The following is a 15,276-nucleotide window of genomic DNA, read 5'->3' as shown; positions in this document are numbered from 1 at the left end:
TGGCCTGAGCCCTGTCGACTACAGGGCTCAGGCTGCTGGCTGAAACCGTCCAACTTTTGGGGGGCAGTTCATGATGTGGGAGCGGATTTATCCGCGAAGAAAAGCTATTTACGATCTGCAATCACGCCGATCAACACCAGCACCACCAACAGTACCGGTGCCAGGCTGTAGTTGTTGAACTGGCTCAGGCCGCGCACCACCCACGGCGTGGCATAAATCAGCGCCAGACCACTGCCGATGGTGCACAGCAGCGCCAGAAGCGGGATGCGCAATGCACCTGTCATGCTGCTGATGCGCTGTTCGATCCACACCTTGAAGTCCGAGCCGAACAGCACCAGCAGGCAGCCCACCAGCGCCAGTGCAATTTCTGAAAGATTGCTGCGACTCCAGCGCGAGACGGTGGCGAGCAGATCGAGTATGAGATCCATGCAGGGTCCTTAGATCAGAAAATATTGCAGCAAGTCATTGAGAAACAGCTGGCCTTGCGGGGTCGCGACCAAGCGTGCCGGGTCGGCCTGCAGCAGGCCGCGTCGTTCGGCTTGCTGGCGGGCGCTGGCCAGTGAATCGACGCTTAGACCTGTTCTTTCGCGAAATAATGCAGCGTCCACACCATTTGTGAGACGCAGCGCATTCATCAGGAATTCAAAGGGTAATTCCTCGACACTCAACAGCTTGGAGCCGGCCTGGAACGGCTTCTCCGGATTGAGGTAATCCTTGGGCAGACGCGTCTTCCAGGTGCGGACAATCCGACCGTCCGGATGGCTGAGCTTGCCGTGGGCGCCCGCACCGATACCGATGAAATCGCCGAAACTCCAGTAATTGAGGTTGTGCCGCGCAGCCTTGTCGGGCTGCGCGTAGGCCGAGACTTCGTATTGCGCATAACCGCTGTCTGCCAGCAGTTGCTGACCGGTTTCCTGAATATCCCAGAGGATATCGTCTTCGGGCAAAACGGGCGGCTGGTTCCAGAAGACCGTGTTGGGCTCCAGCGTCAGCTGATACCAGGACAGATGCGTCGGCGCCAGTGCGATAGCCTGGCGCAGGTCGTTCAGGGCTTCGTCCTGAGACTGGTCCGGCAGGCCGTGCATCAGGTCCAGGTTGAAGTTGTCGAACCCGGCCCTGCGCGCCATGTCGGCAGCGCGAATCGCCTCGTCACCGTTATGAATCCGCCCCAGCGCCTTGAGCTTGGCTTCCTGAAAACTCTGGATGCCGATGGACAGCCGGTTGATGCCCAGCCCGCGATAGGCGCTGAATTTGACCTGCTCGAAGGTGCCGGGGTTGGCTTCCAGGGTGATTTCGATGTCACTGGCAAACCGGATGCGCTGTTCTACACCGGCCAGCAGGCGACCCAGGGCTTCAGCGCTGAACAGGCTGGGTGTGCCACCGCCAAAGAAGATCGAACGCAACTCCCGGCCATGAACATGCAGCAGGTCCTGATCCAGGTCCGCCAGTAGCGCATCGACGTACTCCTGCTCCGGTAGCACCGGGCTTGCGGTGTGGGAGTTGAAGTCGCAGTACGGGCATTTGCGCACGCACCACGGGATATGGATGTACAGCGACAAGGGTGGCAGTTGCGCCAGGGCAGCCCGTGGGCTTTCGGACGAAAAACCAGCCTCGCCCAGAAACAGCGGCTGCGCAGGTGGATCGTGGATCATTTCAGGCCCAGGCGTTGACGCAATATGGTCATGGCGCGAGCGCGATGACTGAGCTGGTTTTTCTCCGTCGGGCTCAGCTCGGCGCTGGAGCAGTTGCGCTCGGGCACCCAGAACAGAGGGTCGTAACCGAAGCCATGTTCGCCGCTGGCCGCATGCAGGATGCGCCCGTGCCACAGGCCTTCGCAGAGGATCGGCAAGGGATCGTCGGCATGGCGAACCAGTGCCAGCACGCAGACGAATTGCGCGCCGCGTTGCTCGTCGGGCACGTCTTTCAGGACGTTCAGCAGCTTGGCGTTATTGGCCGCGTCACCCTTGCCGTCGGCATAGCGGGCCGAATAGATGCCAGGTGCGCCACCGAGAAAGTCCACCGCCAGCCCCGAGTCGTCGGCCAGTGCCGGCAGGCCGGAAAGGCGCGAGGCATTGCGGGCCTTGAGAATCGCGTTCTCGACGAAGGACAGGCCGGTTTCTTCCGGCTCGACGTGGCTGAACTCGCCCACGGAGCGCAGTTGCACGCTGTCGCCCAGCATGGCCTGGAGTTCTTTGAGTTTGCCGCCGTTGTGGCTGGCCAATACAAGTTGCGTGAGGTTCATCATTGGCCCGGGAAAAGCTCTTGATTGAAACTGAAGCGATGGGTATCGCTGCCAGTCTTGACGTGAATGTCGAAGGTCCGGTTTTCCTGCTGCGGTACAGGGTATTGCGCGATGTAGTAGACCGCGCCGGGTTCGGTGACCTGCTTGAAGCTCAAGGGGATCGAGGCGCTGGTCAGGTCTTTGACCGTACCGCTGACCTGTGCCGCCTGTGGCTTGCCATCCTTGATCACGGAAATATTGATCACGCCCTGGTTCTTGCTGCGGATCAGCTCGACGCCTTTGGCGATTTCCGGCTGCAGGAAGGTCGAGTTGAAGGTGGAGTAGTGAACGGTTGTGTCACCGAACCTTTCCTGTCGTTCGCCCTTGATGGCATCGGCTGCCAGCGCAGGCAGGCCCAGACAGGCAGTCAGCAGGAAAATGGCCAGGCGACTCATGTTCGTTCTCCTCCAGAAGCTGTGAATCAGACAGCGACCTGATGTTCCGGCAGACCGGGGCTGCTGACCCGGTAAATGCCGATTTCACCCAACAGATTAGGCCATAGCTTGCTGGCCCACCCATGGCGGTGCTGTTGATCGACGGCAAGCCTGTCGATCACTTGTGCCTCGCGCTCGCGGCACAGCTCTTCAAAGTCTTCAAAGGTGCAGAAGTGAATGTTCGGCGTGTTGTACCAGGTGTACGGCAGGAACTCGGATACTGGCATGCGGCCCTTGCTCGCCAGGTACCAGCGGCAGCGCCAGTGGCCGAAGTTCGGGAAGGTGATGATGCACTGACGACCGACGCGCAGCATCTCGTCGAGGATGCGGTCCGGGTAGTGGACGGCTTGCAGGGCCTGGGTCATGACCACGATATCGAAGCTGTTGCTGGCAAAGTTGCCCAGGCCCTTGTCCAGGTCCTGCTCGATCACATTGATGCCCTTGGCCACGCACTGGGCAATGTTGTCCGGGTCGTTTTCCAGGCCGTAGCCGGTGACCTGCTTGTTGTCACGCAACCAGGTCAGCAGCTCGCCATCGCCACAACCCAGGTCGAGCACGCGGCTGCCTGCGGGGATCCATTCCTGGATGATCTCAAGATCGGCTCTCATGGCGTCCTCACAACGAAATTCGGTTCATGTAGTTACCGAAAGCCTGCAGGTAGCGCGGGATCGGGATCAGGAAGGCGTCGTGCCCTTGAGGCGCGTCGATTTCCAGGTAGCAGACGTCCTTGCGGGCCGCCATCAAGGCGTCCACCAGTTCGCGCGAGCGGGCAGGCGAGAAGCGCCAGTCGGTGGTGAAGGACATCACGCAGAACTTCGCCTTGGCACTGGCGAAGGTCTGCGCCAGATTGTCATTGAAGTTCGCGGCCGGGTCGAAGTAGTCCAGCGCCTTGGTCATCAACAGGTAAGTGTTGGCATCGAAGCGCCCGGAAAACTCTTCGCCCTGATAGCGCAGGTAGCTTTCGACCTGGAATTCCACGCTATGGAAGTCGTAGTTGAGTTTTTCACTCTTGAGACCGCGGCCGAACTTCTCGCCCATGGAGTCGTCGGACAGGTATGTGATGTGCCCGACCATACGCGCCAGCATCAGGCCGCGCTTGGGGATCACGCCCACTTCCTGGAAGGAGCCGCCATGGAACTCAGGGTCGGTGAGAATCGCCTGACGGGCCACTTCGTTGAACGCGATGTTCTGTGCCGACAGCTTGGGTGCCGACGCGATTGCCAGGCAATGGCGCACGCGATCCGGGTAGCTGATAGTCCATTGCAGCGCCTGCATGCCGCCCAGGCTGCCGCCGACAATGGCTGCCCACTGCTCGATACCCAGCAGGTCCGCCAGACGTGCCTGGCTGTTGACCCAGTCTTCCACGGTCACGACAGGGAAATTGGCGCCGAAGGGCTTGCCGGTTTCCGGGTCGATGCTGCTGGGGCCTGTCGAGCCGTTGCAGCCGCCGAGGTTGTTCAGGCTGACCACGAAGAACTTGTTGGTATCGATAGGCTTGCCGGGACCGATGCAGCTGTCCCACCAGCCCGGCTTGCGGTCTTCAGTGCTGTGGAAACCCGCAGCGTGATGGTGTCCGGACAGTGCGTGACAGATCAGTACGGCGTTGCTGCGCGCAGCGTTGAGCTGGCCGTAGGTTTCATAGATGAGGTCGTAGGCTGGCAAAGAACGACCGCAGGCCAGTGCCAGAGGTTCGCTGAAGTGCGCCAGTTGTGGTGTGACCAGACCGACAGAATCGTGGGGAAAGACCGTGGGCATCGACCCTGCTCTCGCTTGAATGAGGCGTAAGTCTAAAGATCGCGGGGGGTAGCGGCAACAGAGGAAATAAAGCGGTAGATCTTTTCGCGGATGAATCCGCTCCCACAGGTTGTATGTGGGAGCGAACAACCATCAGATCAGCATGCGCAGAACCTGCGGCATCATGCTCATGGCTGCCAGATTATTGATGACCAGCATGTCCAGCAGCTTGAGGGCCAGGAAGGCGAAGATCGGCGACAGGTCCAGGCCGCCCAGGTTGGGCAGGAACTTGCGGAACGGTGCCAGTGCAGGCTCGCAGATCTGGTTGACCAGTTCTGCGCCCGGGTTGTGGCTGCCCGGTGCGACCCAGGACAGGATCACGCTGATGATCAGGGCAAAGAAGAATATCTTCAGGAACAGCGCCGTCACGCCAATGATCGCCCAGATCAGCAGGTGCAGCGGGTCACCGGTGGTGCCGTAGCTCAGCAGCAGGGTCAGGGCCATGAGGATCAGTTGCACGATGATCGCCAGCACCAGGGAAGACATGTCCAGGCCGAAAACGCTCGGGATGATCCGGCGCAGAGGCTTGAGCAATGGCTGTGTGGCTTTGACGGTGAACTGGCTCAGCGGGTTGTAGAAGTTCGCCCGTACCAGTTGCAGCACGAAGCGCAAGAGGATGATCAACAGATAAAGACTGCCAATGGTTTGCAGGACGTAAATTGCAGCGGTGTTCAATCCAATCATCGATCTGCTCCGGAAAGCCTGGAAAATTATTTACCCAGTAATTCGGCCAATTCTGCCGAACGATTATCAGCGGCGCTGAGGGCCGTTTCTACCAGTGCTTCAAAACCGCCCGCCTGGAACGCCTTGATGGCGGCTTCCGTGGTGCCTGCAGGTGAGGTCACGCGGCGACGCAATTCGGCGGCATCCACATCACTGCCGGTTGCCATTAACGCGGCACCCAGAGCGGTTTGCAGGGTGAGCTTCCTGGCAACGTCTTCGGGTAGCCCCAGTTTTACGCCCGCCGTCGTCATTGCCTCGATCATCAGGAAGAAATACGCCGGGCCGCTACCGGAGACAGCAGTCACGGCATCCAGTTGTTTCTCTTCATCCAGCCAGACCGCGATACCCACCGCCGACAGCAGTTGCTCGGCCTGTTCGCGTTGTGCGGCACTGACCTTGTCGGTGGCATACAGGCCGCTGACGCCCTGGCGCAGCAAGGCTGGCGTGTTGGGCATGCAGCGCACGATAGGCGACTCGCCCAGCCACTGGGTCATGCTGGCGCAAGTGATGCCTGCGGCAATGGAGACTATCAGTTGTTGAGGCTTGAGGCTTGGGCGCAAGGCTTCGCAGACGGCTTTCATCATTTGCGGTTTTACAGCCAGCAGCACCACATCTGCGCCTTCGATGGCTTCTGCGTTGTCGGCGACCACGGTGATTCCGTGCTCGGTTGCGATGCGTTCGCGGGTTTCGGCGCCCGGATCACTGGCGCGGATCAGTGCGGCTTCCACGCCCTGGGCGCGCAGGCCGCCGATCAGGCTGGCTGCCATGTTTCCGGCGCCGACAAAGGCGATACGAGTCTTGCTCATGAAAGAGATCCTTGTATGTGGGTTATGGCTGGCCGTAGTCACGGGCGCCAAAAAGGGCAGTGCCGATCCGCACCCAGGTCGCGCCTTGGGCAATGGCGGCTTCCAGGTCGTGGCTCATACCCATGGAAAGTGTGTCCAGTGGCAGGTTCAGTTGTTCTTGCAGTGTACGGACAGCAGCAAAGGCAGCGTTCTGTTCGGCGCTGTCATCTGTGGGTTCGGGAATCGCCATCAGCCCGCGCAATTTCAGTCGGGGCAATTCGTTGATGGCTGCCGCCAGGGCTGGCAGGTCCTGGGGCGTACAGCCGGACTTGCTCGCCTCGCCACTGACATTAACCTGAATGCAGATATTGAGCGGCTCAAGGTGCTCGGGGCGTTGCTCGGACAGGCGTTGAGCGATTTTCAGGCGGTCCACGGAATGTACCCAGGCGAAGTTCTCGGCGATAGCGCGCGTCTTGTTCGACTGAATGGGGCCGATGAAATGCCAACACAAGGGCAGGTCGGTCAATTCCTGCTGTTTGCCCAGTGCTTCCTGCAAATAGTTTTCGCCAAAATCCCGCAGGCCGGCGGCAAAGGCTTCGCGCAGGTCGCCTGACGGCTTGGTCTTGCTGACGGCCAGCAGGCCGATTGCGGACGGGTTGCGTTGAGCGGCGTGTGCCGCTGCGCGAATTCGTTCTTCGAGCGTTGAAATGTTCGCTGCTATCGTGGACATTGATTTGCGCCAGCAGGGCTAAAGTCTGCGGCATTCTATGTGATTGAGGAGCTGTATGGATATTACCGAGCTGCTGGCTTTCAGTGCCAAACAGGGCGCGTCGGACTTGCACCTCTCTGCGGGGCTGCCGCCGATGATCCGTGTGGACGGCGATGTGCGGCGGATCAACCTGCCGCCGCTGGATGCCAAGGAGGTCAAGGCGCTGATCTACGACATCATGAACGACAAGCAGCGTCAGGCCTTTGAGGAGTCCCTGGAAACCGACTTTTCCTTTGAAGTGCCGGGTGTCGCCCGTTTCCGGGTCAACGCTTTCAATCAGAACCGTGGCGCAGGCGCGGTATTCCGTACCATTCCCTCCAAGATCCTGAGCATGGAAGACCTGGGCATGGGGGAAGTGTTTCGCAAGATTACCGACGTGCCTCGCGGCCTGATTCTGGTGACCGGGCCGACCGGTTCGGGCAAGTCGACCACGCTGGCGGCGATGATCGATTACCTGAACTGCAACAAGCATCACCATATCCTGACCATCGAAGACCCTATCGAATTCGTTCACGAATCCAAGAAGTGCCTGGTCAACCAGCGTGAAGTGCATCGCGATACGCTGGGCTTTTCCGAGGCCTTGCGCTCGGCCCTGCGTGAAGACCCTGACGTGATTCTGGTGGGTGAGCTGCGCGATCTGGAAACCATTCGCCTGGCGCTGACTGCCGCTGAAACCGGCCACCTGGTCTTTGGCACCTTGCACACCACCTCGGCGGCCAAGACCATCGACCGCGTGGTTGACGTGTTTCCGGCGGAAGAGAAATCCATGATCCGCTCCATGCTTTCCGAGTCACTGCATGCCGTGGTTTCGCAGTCGCTGCTCAAGAAAGTGGGCGGTGGGCGTGTGGCAGCTCACGAAATCATGATGGGCACGCCCGCGATTCGTAACCTGATCCGTGAAGACAAGGTGCCGCAGATGTACTCGGCCATCCAGACGGGGGGATCGGTGGGCATGCAGACGCTGGATATGTGTCTGGCGGATCTGGTGAAGAAAGGGCTGATTACCCGCGAGAGTGCGCGGGAGCGGGCCAAGGTACCGGATAATTTCTGATTGAGGGGCCTGTCGGTGAGACAGGCCCTCGTGCCTTAACGCTGGGCGAGGTGTATCGGAGCTGTCTGTTTTGGCAGCACGCGCTTGGCGATCTTGTAATGGCTGTTCCAGTACGGCTTTTTCAGCGTATCGACAGTCACGGCCTTGCCACGACGGGGTGCATGAACGAAGCGATCATTGCCCAGATAGATGGCCACATGGTTGATCTTGCGGCTCTTGATGTTGAAGAACAGCAGGTCGCCCGGCTTCAGATCCTTGCGATCGACCTTCTGGCCATGACCTTCAGCCATGGCATTGGAGGTGCGCGGCAGATCGACTTCCTGCACATCATTGAAAGCGTATTTCACCAGCCCGCTGCAATCCAGACCTTTGCCCGGCGTGTTGCCGCCCCAGCGATAAGGGGTGCCGACCGCTTGCAAAGCACGCTTCACGACAGCATTGCCTTGTTTGGCATTGGCGGTCGATACGGCCTTGGTGGCTTTGACGGACTTGGCTGAGTTCTTTCCTGGTGCCGGTATCTGAGTGTCGGTGGCACTTTGGAACTTGAGGGGGATAGAGGCTTCCAGTGGGATGGTGCGAGGTGTGATGACTGGAGAAAAGTGGCTCTTGGCGGTATAGCCGGTGAAACTCGCAGGAAGCTGTTGCTCACGGTTGGTGGCGTGGGCGGCCAGAGGCATAAAAAGGCAAATGGTTAGCCATGTCTTGAAAAAGGGACGCATTTTGCAAGGCTCATAGTGGTCAGCGCGCAACTTTATAACAGCTTTTCGATCAAACCTGACCCCATTTGTCGACCCGATCACACTCGCATCGTTACGTTTTGTGCGACACACTCTTTCGGTTCTCGGCTCAATCCCTTTGCTGACAAGGGGTTGGCTCATCCACTAGCGACGTACTGCCATACGTCGGAACACCTCGTGGAAGTCACAAAACTCACACATATTTTTTTCTATCAGCTCAAAGAGGTAAGAAATGAACAGCTATCGTCCGGATACGCACAGCAAGCTTTTGGGGTATCTGCTGTGGATTGTCGGCTTTCTGGGGGCGCATCGTTTTTACTATGGCAAGCCGGTGACCGGGACTATCTGGTTCTTCACTTTCGGCTTGTTGGGGATTGGCTGGCTGATCGATCTGTTTCTGATCCCGTCCATGGATCGCGAAGCCGACCTGCGCTTCAATCAGGGCTCGACCGACTACAACGTGGCGTGGCTGTTACTGACCTTCCTGGGCATTTTCGGTGTTCACCGCATGTATCAGGGCAAGTGGATTACCGGGTTTATCTATCTGCTGACAGGCGGGCTGTTCCTGCTGGGCGTGCTTTATGATTTCTGGACGATGAATAACCAGATATCCATCAAGAACGCGCAGCGCGGTTGAGGTTCTTCGCTCCTTTGGTAGGAGCGAATTCATTCGCGAACCCTTCGCGGATGAATCCGCTCCCACACAGGCTTCACCGGGTCAGGCGCTGTAACTGATCCGCCCATCCACCAGCGTGTAACGCACCGCGCCCGGCAGGCAATGGCCGAGGAACGGGCAGTTATCGCCTTTGGACAGCCATTTTTCGCCAGCAACCGTCGAGGCTGCCGGGTCGAACAGCACCAGATCGGCCGCCGAGCCTGCGCTCAGTTGTCCGGCTGGCAGGCGCAAGGCGGCTGCCGGGCCAGCGCTCAGGCGGGCGATCAGGGTTGGCAGGTCAAGCAAACCATCCTCAACCAGCGTCATCGCCAGCGGCAGCAGCAGTTCGACACTGCTGATGCCCGGCTCGGTCGCGCCAAACGGTGCCAGCTTGGCATCACGTTCATGTGGCTGGTGATGGCTGGAGATGGCCTGGATCACACCGGATTTCACAGCTTCACGCAGACCGTCGCGGTCGGCGCGGGTGCGCAGTGGCGGCTGGACGTGATACAGGCTGGAGAAGTCGATCAGGGCTTCATCGGTCAGGATCAACTGATACAAGGCCACATCGGCGGTCACCGGCAGGCCGCGGGCTTGCGCCTGGGCGATCAGGGCTGCGCCACGGGCGCTGGTCAACTGGCTGAAGTGCGCACGCACGCCGCTTTGCTCCACCAGCAGCAGGTCGCGGGCCAGTGCTACGGTTTCAGCTGTTTCCGGGATGCCGGCCAAGCCCAGGAAGCTGGCCGTCGGTCCTTCATGGGCCAGGCCGCCTTCAGCCAGGTCACGATCCTGAGAGTTGAAAATCACCGTCAGATCGAAGGTCGCCGCATATTCCAGCGCCCGGCAGAGGGTGCGGGTATTGCTGAAGCTGCTCAAGCCATTGCCGAACGCCACACAGCCAGCGTCGCGCAGGGCAATCAGTTCGGCCAGTTGCTCGCCTTCCAGCCCTTTGCTCAAGGCGCCGATAGGGAAAACCTTGCTGTAACCGGCTTCGCGAGCGCGGTCCAGGATCAGTTCGGCCACTGCCGATGTGTCGAGTACCGGTTTGGTGCGCGGCGGGCAGCACAGGCTGGTGACGCCGCCTGCCGTGGCAGCACGGGTTTCGCTGGCGATGGTGCCTTTGCGGCTGTAACCCGGCTCGCGCAGGGAGACATTGAGGTCCACGAGGCCGGGTGCGGCCACCAGACCGTTGGCGTCGATGGTCTGGCTGGGCTCAAAGCCTGCTGGTGCAGCGCCGATGGCGAGGATCTTGCCCGCTTCAAGGTGCAGATCCGTGACTTTATCCAGGCCGCTGACCGGGTCGATGACGCGAGCGCCGAGAATGCTGAGCTTCACAGGGCGTTCTCCTGCTCGAATTGTCGTTGTGCGGTTTGTCCGCTCATGGCCATGGACAGCACGGCCATGCGTACGGCGATCCCGTAGGTCACTTGATTGAGAATGACCGAATGCACGCCGTCGGCGACTGCCGATTCGATTTCCACGCCCCGGTTGATCGGGCCTGGGTGCATGACGATGGCATCAGGCTTGGCGCCGGCCAGACGTGCAGTGGTCAGGCCGAACAGACGGTAGAACTCGCCTTCGCTGGGCAGCAGGCCGCCGGTCATGCGTTCGCGTTGCAGGCGCAGCATGATGACCACGTCCACATCCTTCAGGCCTTCGGTCAGGTCGGTGTAGACCTTGACCCCGTATTGCTCGATGCCGATGGGCAGCAAGGTTTTCGGTCCGATGACGCGAATGTCCGGGCAACCCAGTGCCTTGAGGGCCAGCATGTTGGAGCGCGCCACTCGCGAGTGCAGGATGTCGCCGACGATGGCCACCGACAGGTTCTCGAAACTGCCCTTGTGACGACGGATCGTCAGCATGTCGAGCATGCCCTGGGTCGGGTGCGCGTGACGGCCGTCGCCGCCGTTGATGATCGCCACTTCCGGGCACACGTGCTCGGCAATGAAGTGGGCTGCGCCGGAGTCGGCGTGGCGCACGACAAACATGTCGGCAGCCATGGCTTCCAGGTTGCGCAGGGTGTCGAACAGCGTCTCGCCCTTGCTGGTGGAGGACGTCGAAACGTTGAGGGTGATGACGTCCGCCGACAGCCGCTGGGCTGCCAGCTCGAAAGTGGTCCGCGTGCGGGTCGAGTTCTCGAAGAACACGTTGCAGACGGTCTTGCCACGCAACAGCGGGACTTTCTTCACCGCACGGGCGCCGACTTCAAGGAAGGAGTCAGCCGTGTCGAGGATTTCGGTGAGCAGCTCGCGGGGCAAGCCGTCCAGAGACAGAAAATGGCGCAGCTGACCCTGATGGTTGAGTTGCAGCGGGCGCTTGGCGTCGAGAGGCGTCATCGCAAGGGACTCTTAAAGGGCTGAAGCGGTGGAAAGGTCTTGAAGCTCGAGCGCCAGCGGCTCGGGGCCGGTCAGCTTGACGCGCTCGTCGGGTGCCAGGGACAACGATGCGCCCACCACGTTGGGGCGAATCGGCAGTTCACCGGCGTCCAGGTCCAGCATGCAGACCAGCGTGACACTGGCCGGGCGTCCGTAATCGAACAGTTCGTTGAGGGCTGCCCGAATGGTGCGACCGCTCATGAGCACGTCATCGATCAGGACCAGATGCTGGCCTTCGATCTCGAAAGGCAGTTCCGATGGCCGAACCTGAGGATGAAGGCCGTTCTGGCTGAAGTCGTCGCGATAGAAGGACACATCCAGCGTCCCGAGGGGCGCGTCGTTTTCCAGAGCCTTTAGCAGCGCCTGCGCCACCCATACACCGCCGGTGCGGATGCCGATGAAACGAGGGTCGTTGATGCCGCGCTTGCTCAGGTGAGCGCTCAGGTCGGTAGCCATCTGACGAATCAGATCGCTGGGGTTGGGCAAGCTCATGATTGCTCCTTTAAAGGCCTGGGCACTGTCCATCGGGCGCGTTGCTCAGGCGGAAACGTGAAGTCGGGTATCTCGAAGCTGTTCTGGCCTGAAAAGTCACGCATTCAGCAGTTCGGGATTGGCATCGAGCCAGCCTTGCAGCAACAGCGCGGCGGCGATGGCATCCACTGGGTTGTCGCGATAACTGCCGCGCTGACCGCCACGCGCCATGCGCTCACCCTTGGCTTCAAAGGTGGTCAGGCGTTCGTCGTGGGTGTAGACCGGGATATTGAAGCGGCCATTGAGCTTGCGCGAGAACTTTTCGGCCCGGGCGCTCATCTCACTGGGCGTGCCGTCCATGTTCAGCGGCAGGCCGACCACGATGGCATCGGGTTTCCACTCGGTAATCAGCGCCTGAACCTTGTCCCAGTCCGGGACGCCGTTCTGTGCCTTGAGCGTGCACAGCTCGCGGGCCTGACCGGTAATGGCCTGGCCGACCGCAATGCCGATCTGTTTGGTGCCGTAATCGAAACCCAGGAGCAGGCGCAATGCAGCCATCAGGCGTGACCTACCTGGGTCGAGAGCAGATTCAGATTGATCCCCAGGCGCGCTGCCGCAGCGTCGAGCCGCAGTTCGCTGTCAGTTTCGAACAGGATGGCCGGGTCGAAAGGACAGGTCAGCCAGGCATTGGCAGCCATTTCGGCATCCAGTTGACCCGCGTCCCAGCCGGCGTAGCCCAGGGCGATCACATTTTGATCAGGGCCGTAGCCGTCCGCGATGGAAAACAGCACATCCTGTGAGGTGGACAACGAAATGCCGCCCAGCTCGACCGTTGCCTGAAATATCTGGCCGCTTGGGTGCAGCACGAACCCGCGGTCGGTCTGTACCGGGCCACCGGAATGAATGGGGATGTGCTGGCAGCGCACGGGAGCGGGCAGCTCCGGGCGTAACTGTTCAAGCACATCGGCCAGACTCAGGCTTTGCGGGCGGTTTATCACCAGACCCATTGCACCATTGGCGTTGTGCTCGACGATATACGTCAAGGTTTGCGCGAAGTTCTGATCGTGCATGTGAGGCATGGCGATCAGGAACTGATGCTTGAGATAGCTCGGGGATAGTTTTTTCATGAGCCTTAGTGTGGCGCTGCCGGGCAGACCTGACAACTGTCAGTTATGGCAGCCTTGCGATTTGTGAAGGAACGGTCAGTTACTGGACAGCTTGTCACCCCGTGCAAACTTCCAGGTGCGGATGATTTCCAGTCGATCGATGTCAGCCAGATCGCCGGTGAACGGCGAAAATGGCGCTGCCAGACGTACAATTCGCTGTGCGGCCTGATCCAGCAATGGATGGCCCGATGACTCCAGCACCAGCACTTCATAGAGCGAGCCATCGTGATTGATCGAGACCAATAGCCGCAGGTTGCCGTAGATCTGCTGGCGGCGCGCCTCTTCCGGGTAGTTCAGGTTGCCGACCCGCTCGACTTTCTTGCGCCAGTCATCCTTGTACCAAGCGCCCTTGTCGCGCATGGTCGAGGCCGCATTGAGGCGGTGGATCTTCGGCCGCTTGGCATAAAGCTGCTGTTCGGCCGACAGTTCGGCTTCCAGGCTGGCGATTTCATTGCTCAACTGCGAGCTGTCGAAGGAGGGCGCTTCCTTGGCGGCCGGCTCGGGTTTGACTTCCTCACGCTTGGCGGCCGTGTGCTGCGGGGAAGGGGCGACAGTGGCTACCGCGGTTTTCGGTGCTTCCTGTTTTTCCACAGGCTTGTTGGCCGGTGGTGGCGTCACCTTGTTGACCTTGGTGTCCTGATAGGGCGCGATTTCCGTGGTCTTGAGGGTTTCTGCCTTGTCCAGGGTGCCGCTGCCCTGTTGATCGTCCTGGGCCAGAAAGTCCGCCTGCTTGGGTTTTTCCTCGCTTTTGAACGTGGCGAGGGTGATTTCCAGCGTCTGGGAGATCTGCTCGGGTTTTACATAGGTGAAGCCCACGCCAAGAATCACCGCGGCATGAATAAGCGCGGCGATCATCATGGTGAAGCCCAGGCGATCCGCTGGACGCACCCCAACTGTCGAGAGTTCGAGGGGCAGGTCGTTTCTGGCCATGGATGTCATTGGCGGTTCAGTGTCTCGTTCAAAATCCGTTTCATCATTATTGCTTCGCGAATGAACCCACTTCACGTAGGAGCGAATTCATTCGCGAAATGCACCTTTACCGAGCCTGCAGTTTCTTCTCGATCACGTCCATCAGCAAGCCGCCGATGTTGGTGCCGAAGGCATTGTCGATTTCGCGGATGCAGGTCGGGCTGGTGACGTTGATTTCGGTGAGATGCTCACCAATCACATCCAGACCGACAAAAATAAGGCCTTTTTCGCGCAAGGTCGGGCCGATCTGCTCAGCGATCCAGCGATCCTTTTCAGTCAGCGGACGAGCTTCGCCACGACCTCCAGCGGCCAGGTTGCCACGGGTTTCGCCCGCTGCCGGGATACGCGCCAGGCAGTAAGGCACGGGTTCGCCGTCGACCATCAGGATGCGTTTGTCGCCGTCCTTGATTGCCGGCAGATAACCCTGGGCCATGATCTGCTGGGTGCCGTGGGCTGTCAGGGTTTCCAGGATCACCGACAGGTTCGGGTCGCCTGCGCGATGACGGAAGATCGACGCGCCGCCCATGCCGTCCAGCGGCTTGAGGATCACATCGCCGTGCTGCGCGGCGAACTCACGAAGAATGTCCGGGCGACGGCTGACGAGCGTTGGCGGGGTGCATTGCGGGAACAGCGTGGCGAACAGCTTTTCGTTGCAGTCACGCAGGCTCTGGGGTTTGTTGACGATCAGCACGCCTGCACGCTCTGCCTGTTCCAGCAGGTACGTGGTGTAGACGAATTCCATGTCGAACGGCGGGTCCTTGCGCATCAGGATCACGTCCAGATCGTCAAGGCCGGTGTCGATTTCGTCCTGCAGTTCAAACCAGTGCGCCGGGTCAGCGAAGACTTTCAGCGGTTTCATCCGCGCGCGAGCCTGGCCAGCGTTCTGGTACAGGTCCTTCTGCTCCATGTAGAACAGCGACCAGCCACGTTCCTGTGCGGCAAGCAGCATGGCCAGCGAGCTGTCCTTTTTATAGGAGATGCGCTCAATGGGGTCCATGACAATCCCTAAGCGAACGCTCATGGGTAATATCCTCTGATCGATAACGGCCATGATGGCCTTGAAATA

19 protein-coding genes are annotated in these 15,276 nt (G+C 60.0%); 2 read left to right on the top strand and 17 right to left on the bottom strand.

Annotation, left to right across the window (positions count from 1 at the left end; genetic code table 11):
• Positions 1-104 precede the first annotated feature (104 nt).
• From K5D32_RS21875 to K5D32_RS21835, 9 genes are all read right to left on the bottom strand, one after another.
• Complete coding sequence (locus K5D32_RS21875) at positions 105-428, bottom strand: DUF3392 domain-containing protein (protein ID WP_221577228.1); 324 nt, start codon at positions 426-428, stop codon at positions 105-107.
• Positions 429-437: 9 nt separating this feature from the next.
• Positions 438-1,652 carry a radical SAM family heme chaperone HemW gene (gene hemW / locus K5D32_RS21870; RefSeq protein ID WP_260407495.1) on the bottom strand — a complete coding sequence of 405 codons (1,215 nt, stop codon included), beginning with the start codon at positions 1,650-1,652 and terminating at the stop codon, positions 438-440.
• A complete protein-coding gene (rdgB, locus tag K5D32_RS21865) occupies positions 1,649-2,245 on the bottom strand; it encodes an RdgB/HAM1 family non-canonical purine NTP pyrophosphatase (RefSeq protein WP_221601805.1) in 597 nt (198 codons plus the stop codon). Before rdgB ends, hemW begins: the two co-directional genes overlap by 4 nt.
• Positions 2,242-2,676, bottom strand: a complete 435-nt coding sequence (locus tag K5D32_RS21860; RefSeq protein WP_221593564.1) for a DUF4426 domain-containing protein — start codon at positions 2,674-2,676, stop codon at positions 2,242-2,244. Before K5D32_RS21860 ends, rdgB begins: the two co-directional genes overlap by 4 nt.
• Before the next feature lie 26 nt (positions 2,677-2,702).
• On the bottom strand, positions 2,703-3,323 hold the full coding sequence (gene metW, locus K5D32_RS21855) for a methionine biosynthesis protein MetW (protein ID WP_221577225.1): 621 nt from the start codon (positions 3,321-3,323) through the stop codon (positions 2,703-2,705).
• 7 nt (positions 3,324-3,330) lie between these two features.
• Positions 3,331-4,470 carry a homoserine O-acetyltransferase gene (locus tag K5D32_RS21850; protein WP_221577224.1) on the bottom strand — a complete coding sequence of 380 codons (1,140 nt, stop codon included), beginning with the start codon at positions 4,468-4,470 and terminating at the stop codon, positions 3,331-3,333.
• Positions 4,471-4,602: 132 nt separating this feature from the next.
• Complete coding sequence (locus tag K5D32_RS21845) at positions 4,603-5,193, bottom strand: YggT family protein (protein WP_198725232.1); 591 nt, start codon at positions 5,191-5,193, stop codon at positions 4,603-4,605.
• A 26-nt stretch (positions 5,194-5,219) separates the two neighbouring features.
• The gene (gene proC / locus K5D32_RS21840) at positions 5,220-6,038 is read right to left on the bottom strand and encodes a pyrroline-5-carboxylate reductase (protein WP_221577223.1); all 819 of its coding nucleotides are present in this window, start codon (positions 6,036-6,038) and stop codon (positions 5,220-5,222) included.
• A gap of 22 nt (positions 6,039-6,060) precedes the next feature.
• Entirely contained in the window at positions 6,061-6,747 is a 687-nt protein-coding gene (locus tag K5D32_RS21835; RefSeq protein WP_025262273.1) for a YggS family pyridoxal phosphate-dependent enzyme, read from the bottom strand.
• 55 nt (positions 6,748-6,802) lie between these two features.
• Between K5D32_RS21835 and K5D32_RS21830 the strand changes: the two genes are divergently transcribed.
• Positions 6,803-7,837: a type IV pilus twitching motility protein PilT gene (locus tag K5D32_RS21830; protein WP_025262272.1), complete on the top strand. Its 1,035-nt coding sequence runs from the start codon at positions 6,803-6,805 to the stop codon at positions 7,835-7,837.
• Between the two features lie 35 nt (positions 7,838-7,872).
• Here the strand turns inward: K5D32_RS21830 and K5D32_RS21825 are convergent, their stop codons facing one another.
• Positions 7,873-8,556 (bottom strand): C40 family peptidase, encoded by a 684-nt coding sequence (locus tag K5D32_RS21825; protein WP_221593566.1) that lies wholly within the window; start codon positions 8,554-8,556, stop codon positions 7,873-7,875.
• A gap of 250 nt (positions 8,557-8,806) precedes the next feature.
• Here K5D32_RS21825 and K5D32_RS21820 point away from each other — a divergent pair, with 250 nt between their 5' ends.
• On the top strand, positions 8,807-9,211 hold the full coding sequence (locus K5D32_RS21820) for a TM2 domain-containing protein (protein ID WP_216704283.1): 405 nt from the start codon (positions 8,807-8,809) through the stop codon (positions 9,209-9,211).
• Positions 9,212-9,292: 81 nt separating this feature from the next.
• On the opposite strand, the gene K5D32_RS21815 is transcribed toward K5D32_RS21820, so the two are convergent.
• The 7 genes from K5D32_RS21815 to gshB all read right to left on the bottom strand — a co-directional run bounded on the left by K5D32_RS21815 (position 9,293) and on the right by gshB (position 15,231).
• Positions 9,293-10,564 (bottom strand): dihydroorotase, encoded by a 1,272-nt coding sequence (locus K5D32_RS21815; protein WP_221593567.1) that lies wholly within the window; start codon positions 10,562-10,564, stop codon positions 9,293-9,295.
• On the bottom strand, positions 10,561-11,565 hold the full coding sequence (locus K5D32_RS21810) for an aspartate carbamoyltransferase catalytic subunit (protein WP_221577220.1): 1,005 nt from the start codon (positions 11,563-11,565) through the stop codon (positions 10,561-10,563). The genes K5D32_RS21815 and K5D32_RS21810 overlap by 4 nt, the downstream gene beginning before the upstream one ends.
• Before the next feature lie 12 nt (positions 11,566-11,577).
• Positions 11,578-12,096, bottom strand: a complete 519-nt coding sequence (pyrR, locus tag K5D32_RS21805) for a bifunctional pyr operon transcriptional regulator/uracil phosphoribosyltransferase PyrR (protein WP_221601803.1) — start codon at positions 12,094-12,096, stop codon at positions 11,578-11,580.
• Positions 12,097-12,192: 96 nt separating this feature from the next.
• On the bottom strand, positions 12,193-12,633 hold the full coding sequence (gene ruvX / locus K5D32_RS21800; protein WP_201003860.1) for a Holliday junction resolvase RuvX: 441 nt from the start codon (positions 12,631-12,633) through the stop codon (positions 12,193-12,195).
• Positions 12,633-13,202, bottom strand: coding sequence for a YqgE/AlgH family protein (locus K5D32_RS21795; protein ID WP_221601801.1), 570 nt, complete (start codon positions 13,200-13,202; stop codon positions 12,633-12,635). Before K5D32_RS21795 ends, ruvX begins: the two co-directional genes overlap by 1 nt.
• A 75-nt stretch (positions 13,203-13,277) precedes the next feature.
• Positions 13,278-14,180, bottom strand: a complete 903-nt coding sequence (locus K5D32_RS21790; protein WP_221577216.1) for an energy transducer TonB — start codon at positions 14,178-14,180, stop codon at positions 13,278-13,280.
• Positions 14,181-14,277: 97 nt separating this feature from the next.
• A complete protein-coding gene (gene gshB / locus K5D32_RS21785; protein ID WP_198729161.1) occupies positions 14,278-15,231 on the bottom strand; it encodes a glutathione synthase in 954 nt (317 codons plus the stop codon).
• Positions 15,232-15,276: the final 45 nt, after the last annotated feature.

Origin of the sequence: Pseudomonas cichorii (assembly GCF_019719005.1) — a bacterium.
Taxonomy (GTDB): domain Bacteria; phylum Pseudomonadota; class Gammaproteobacteria; order Pseudomonadales; family Pseudomonadaceae; genus Aquipseudomonas; species Aquipseudomonas cichorii_E.
Note: the sequence above shows the minus strand (reverse complement) of the source record. Positions and strands in the feature narration are given on the sequence as shown.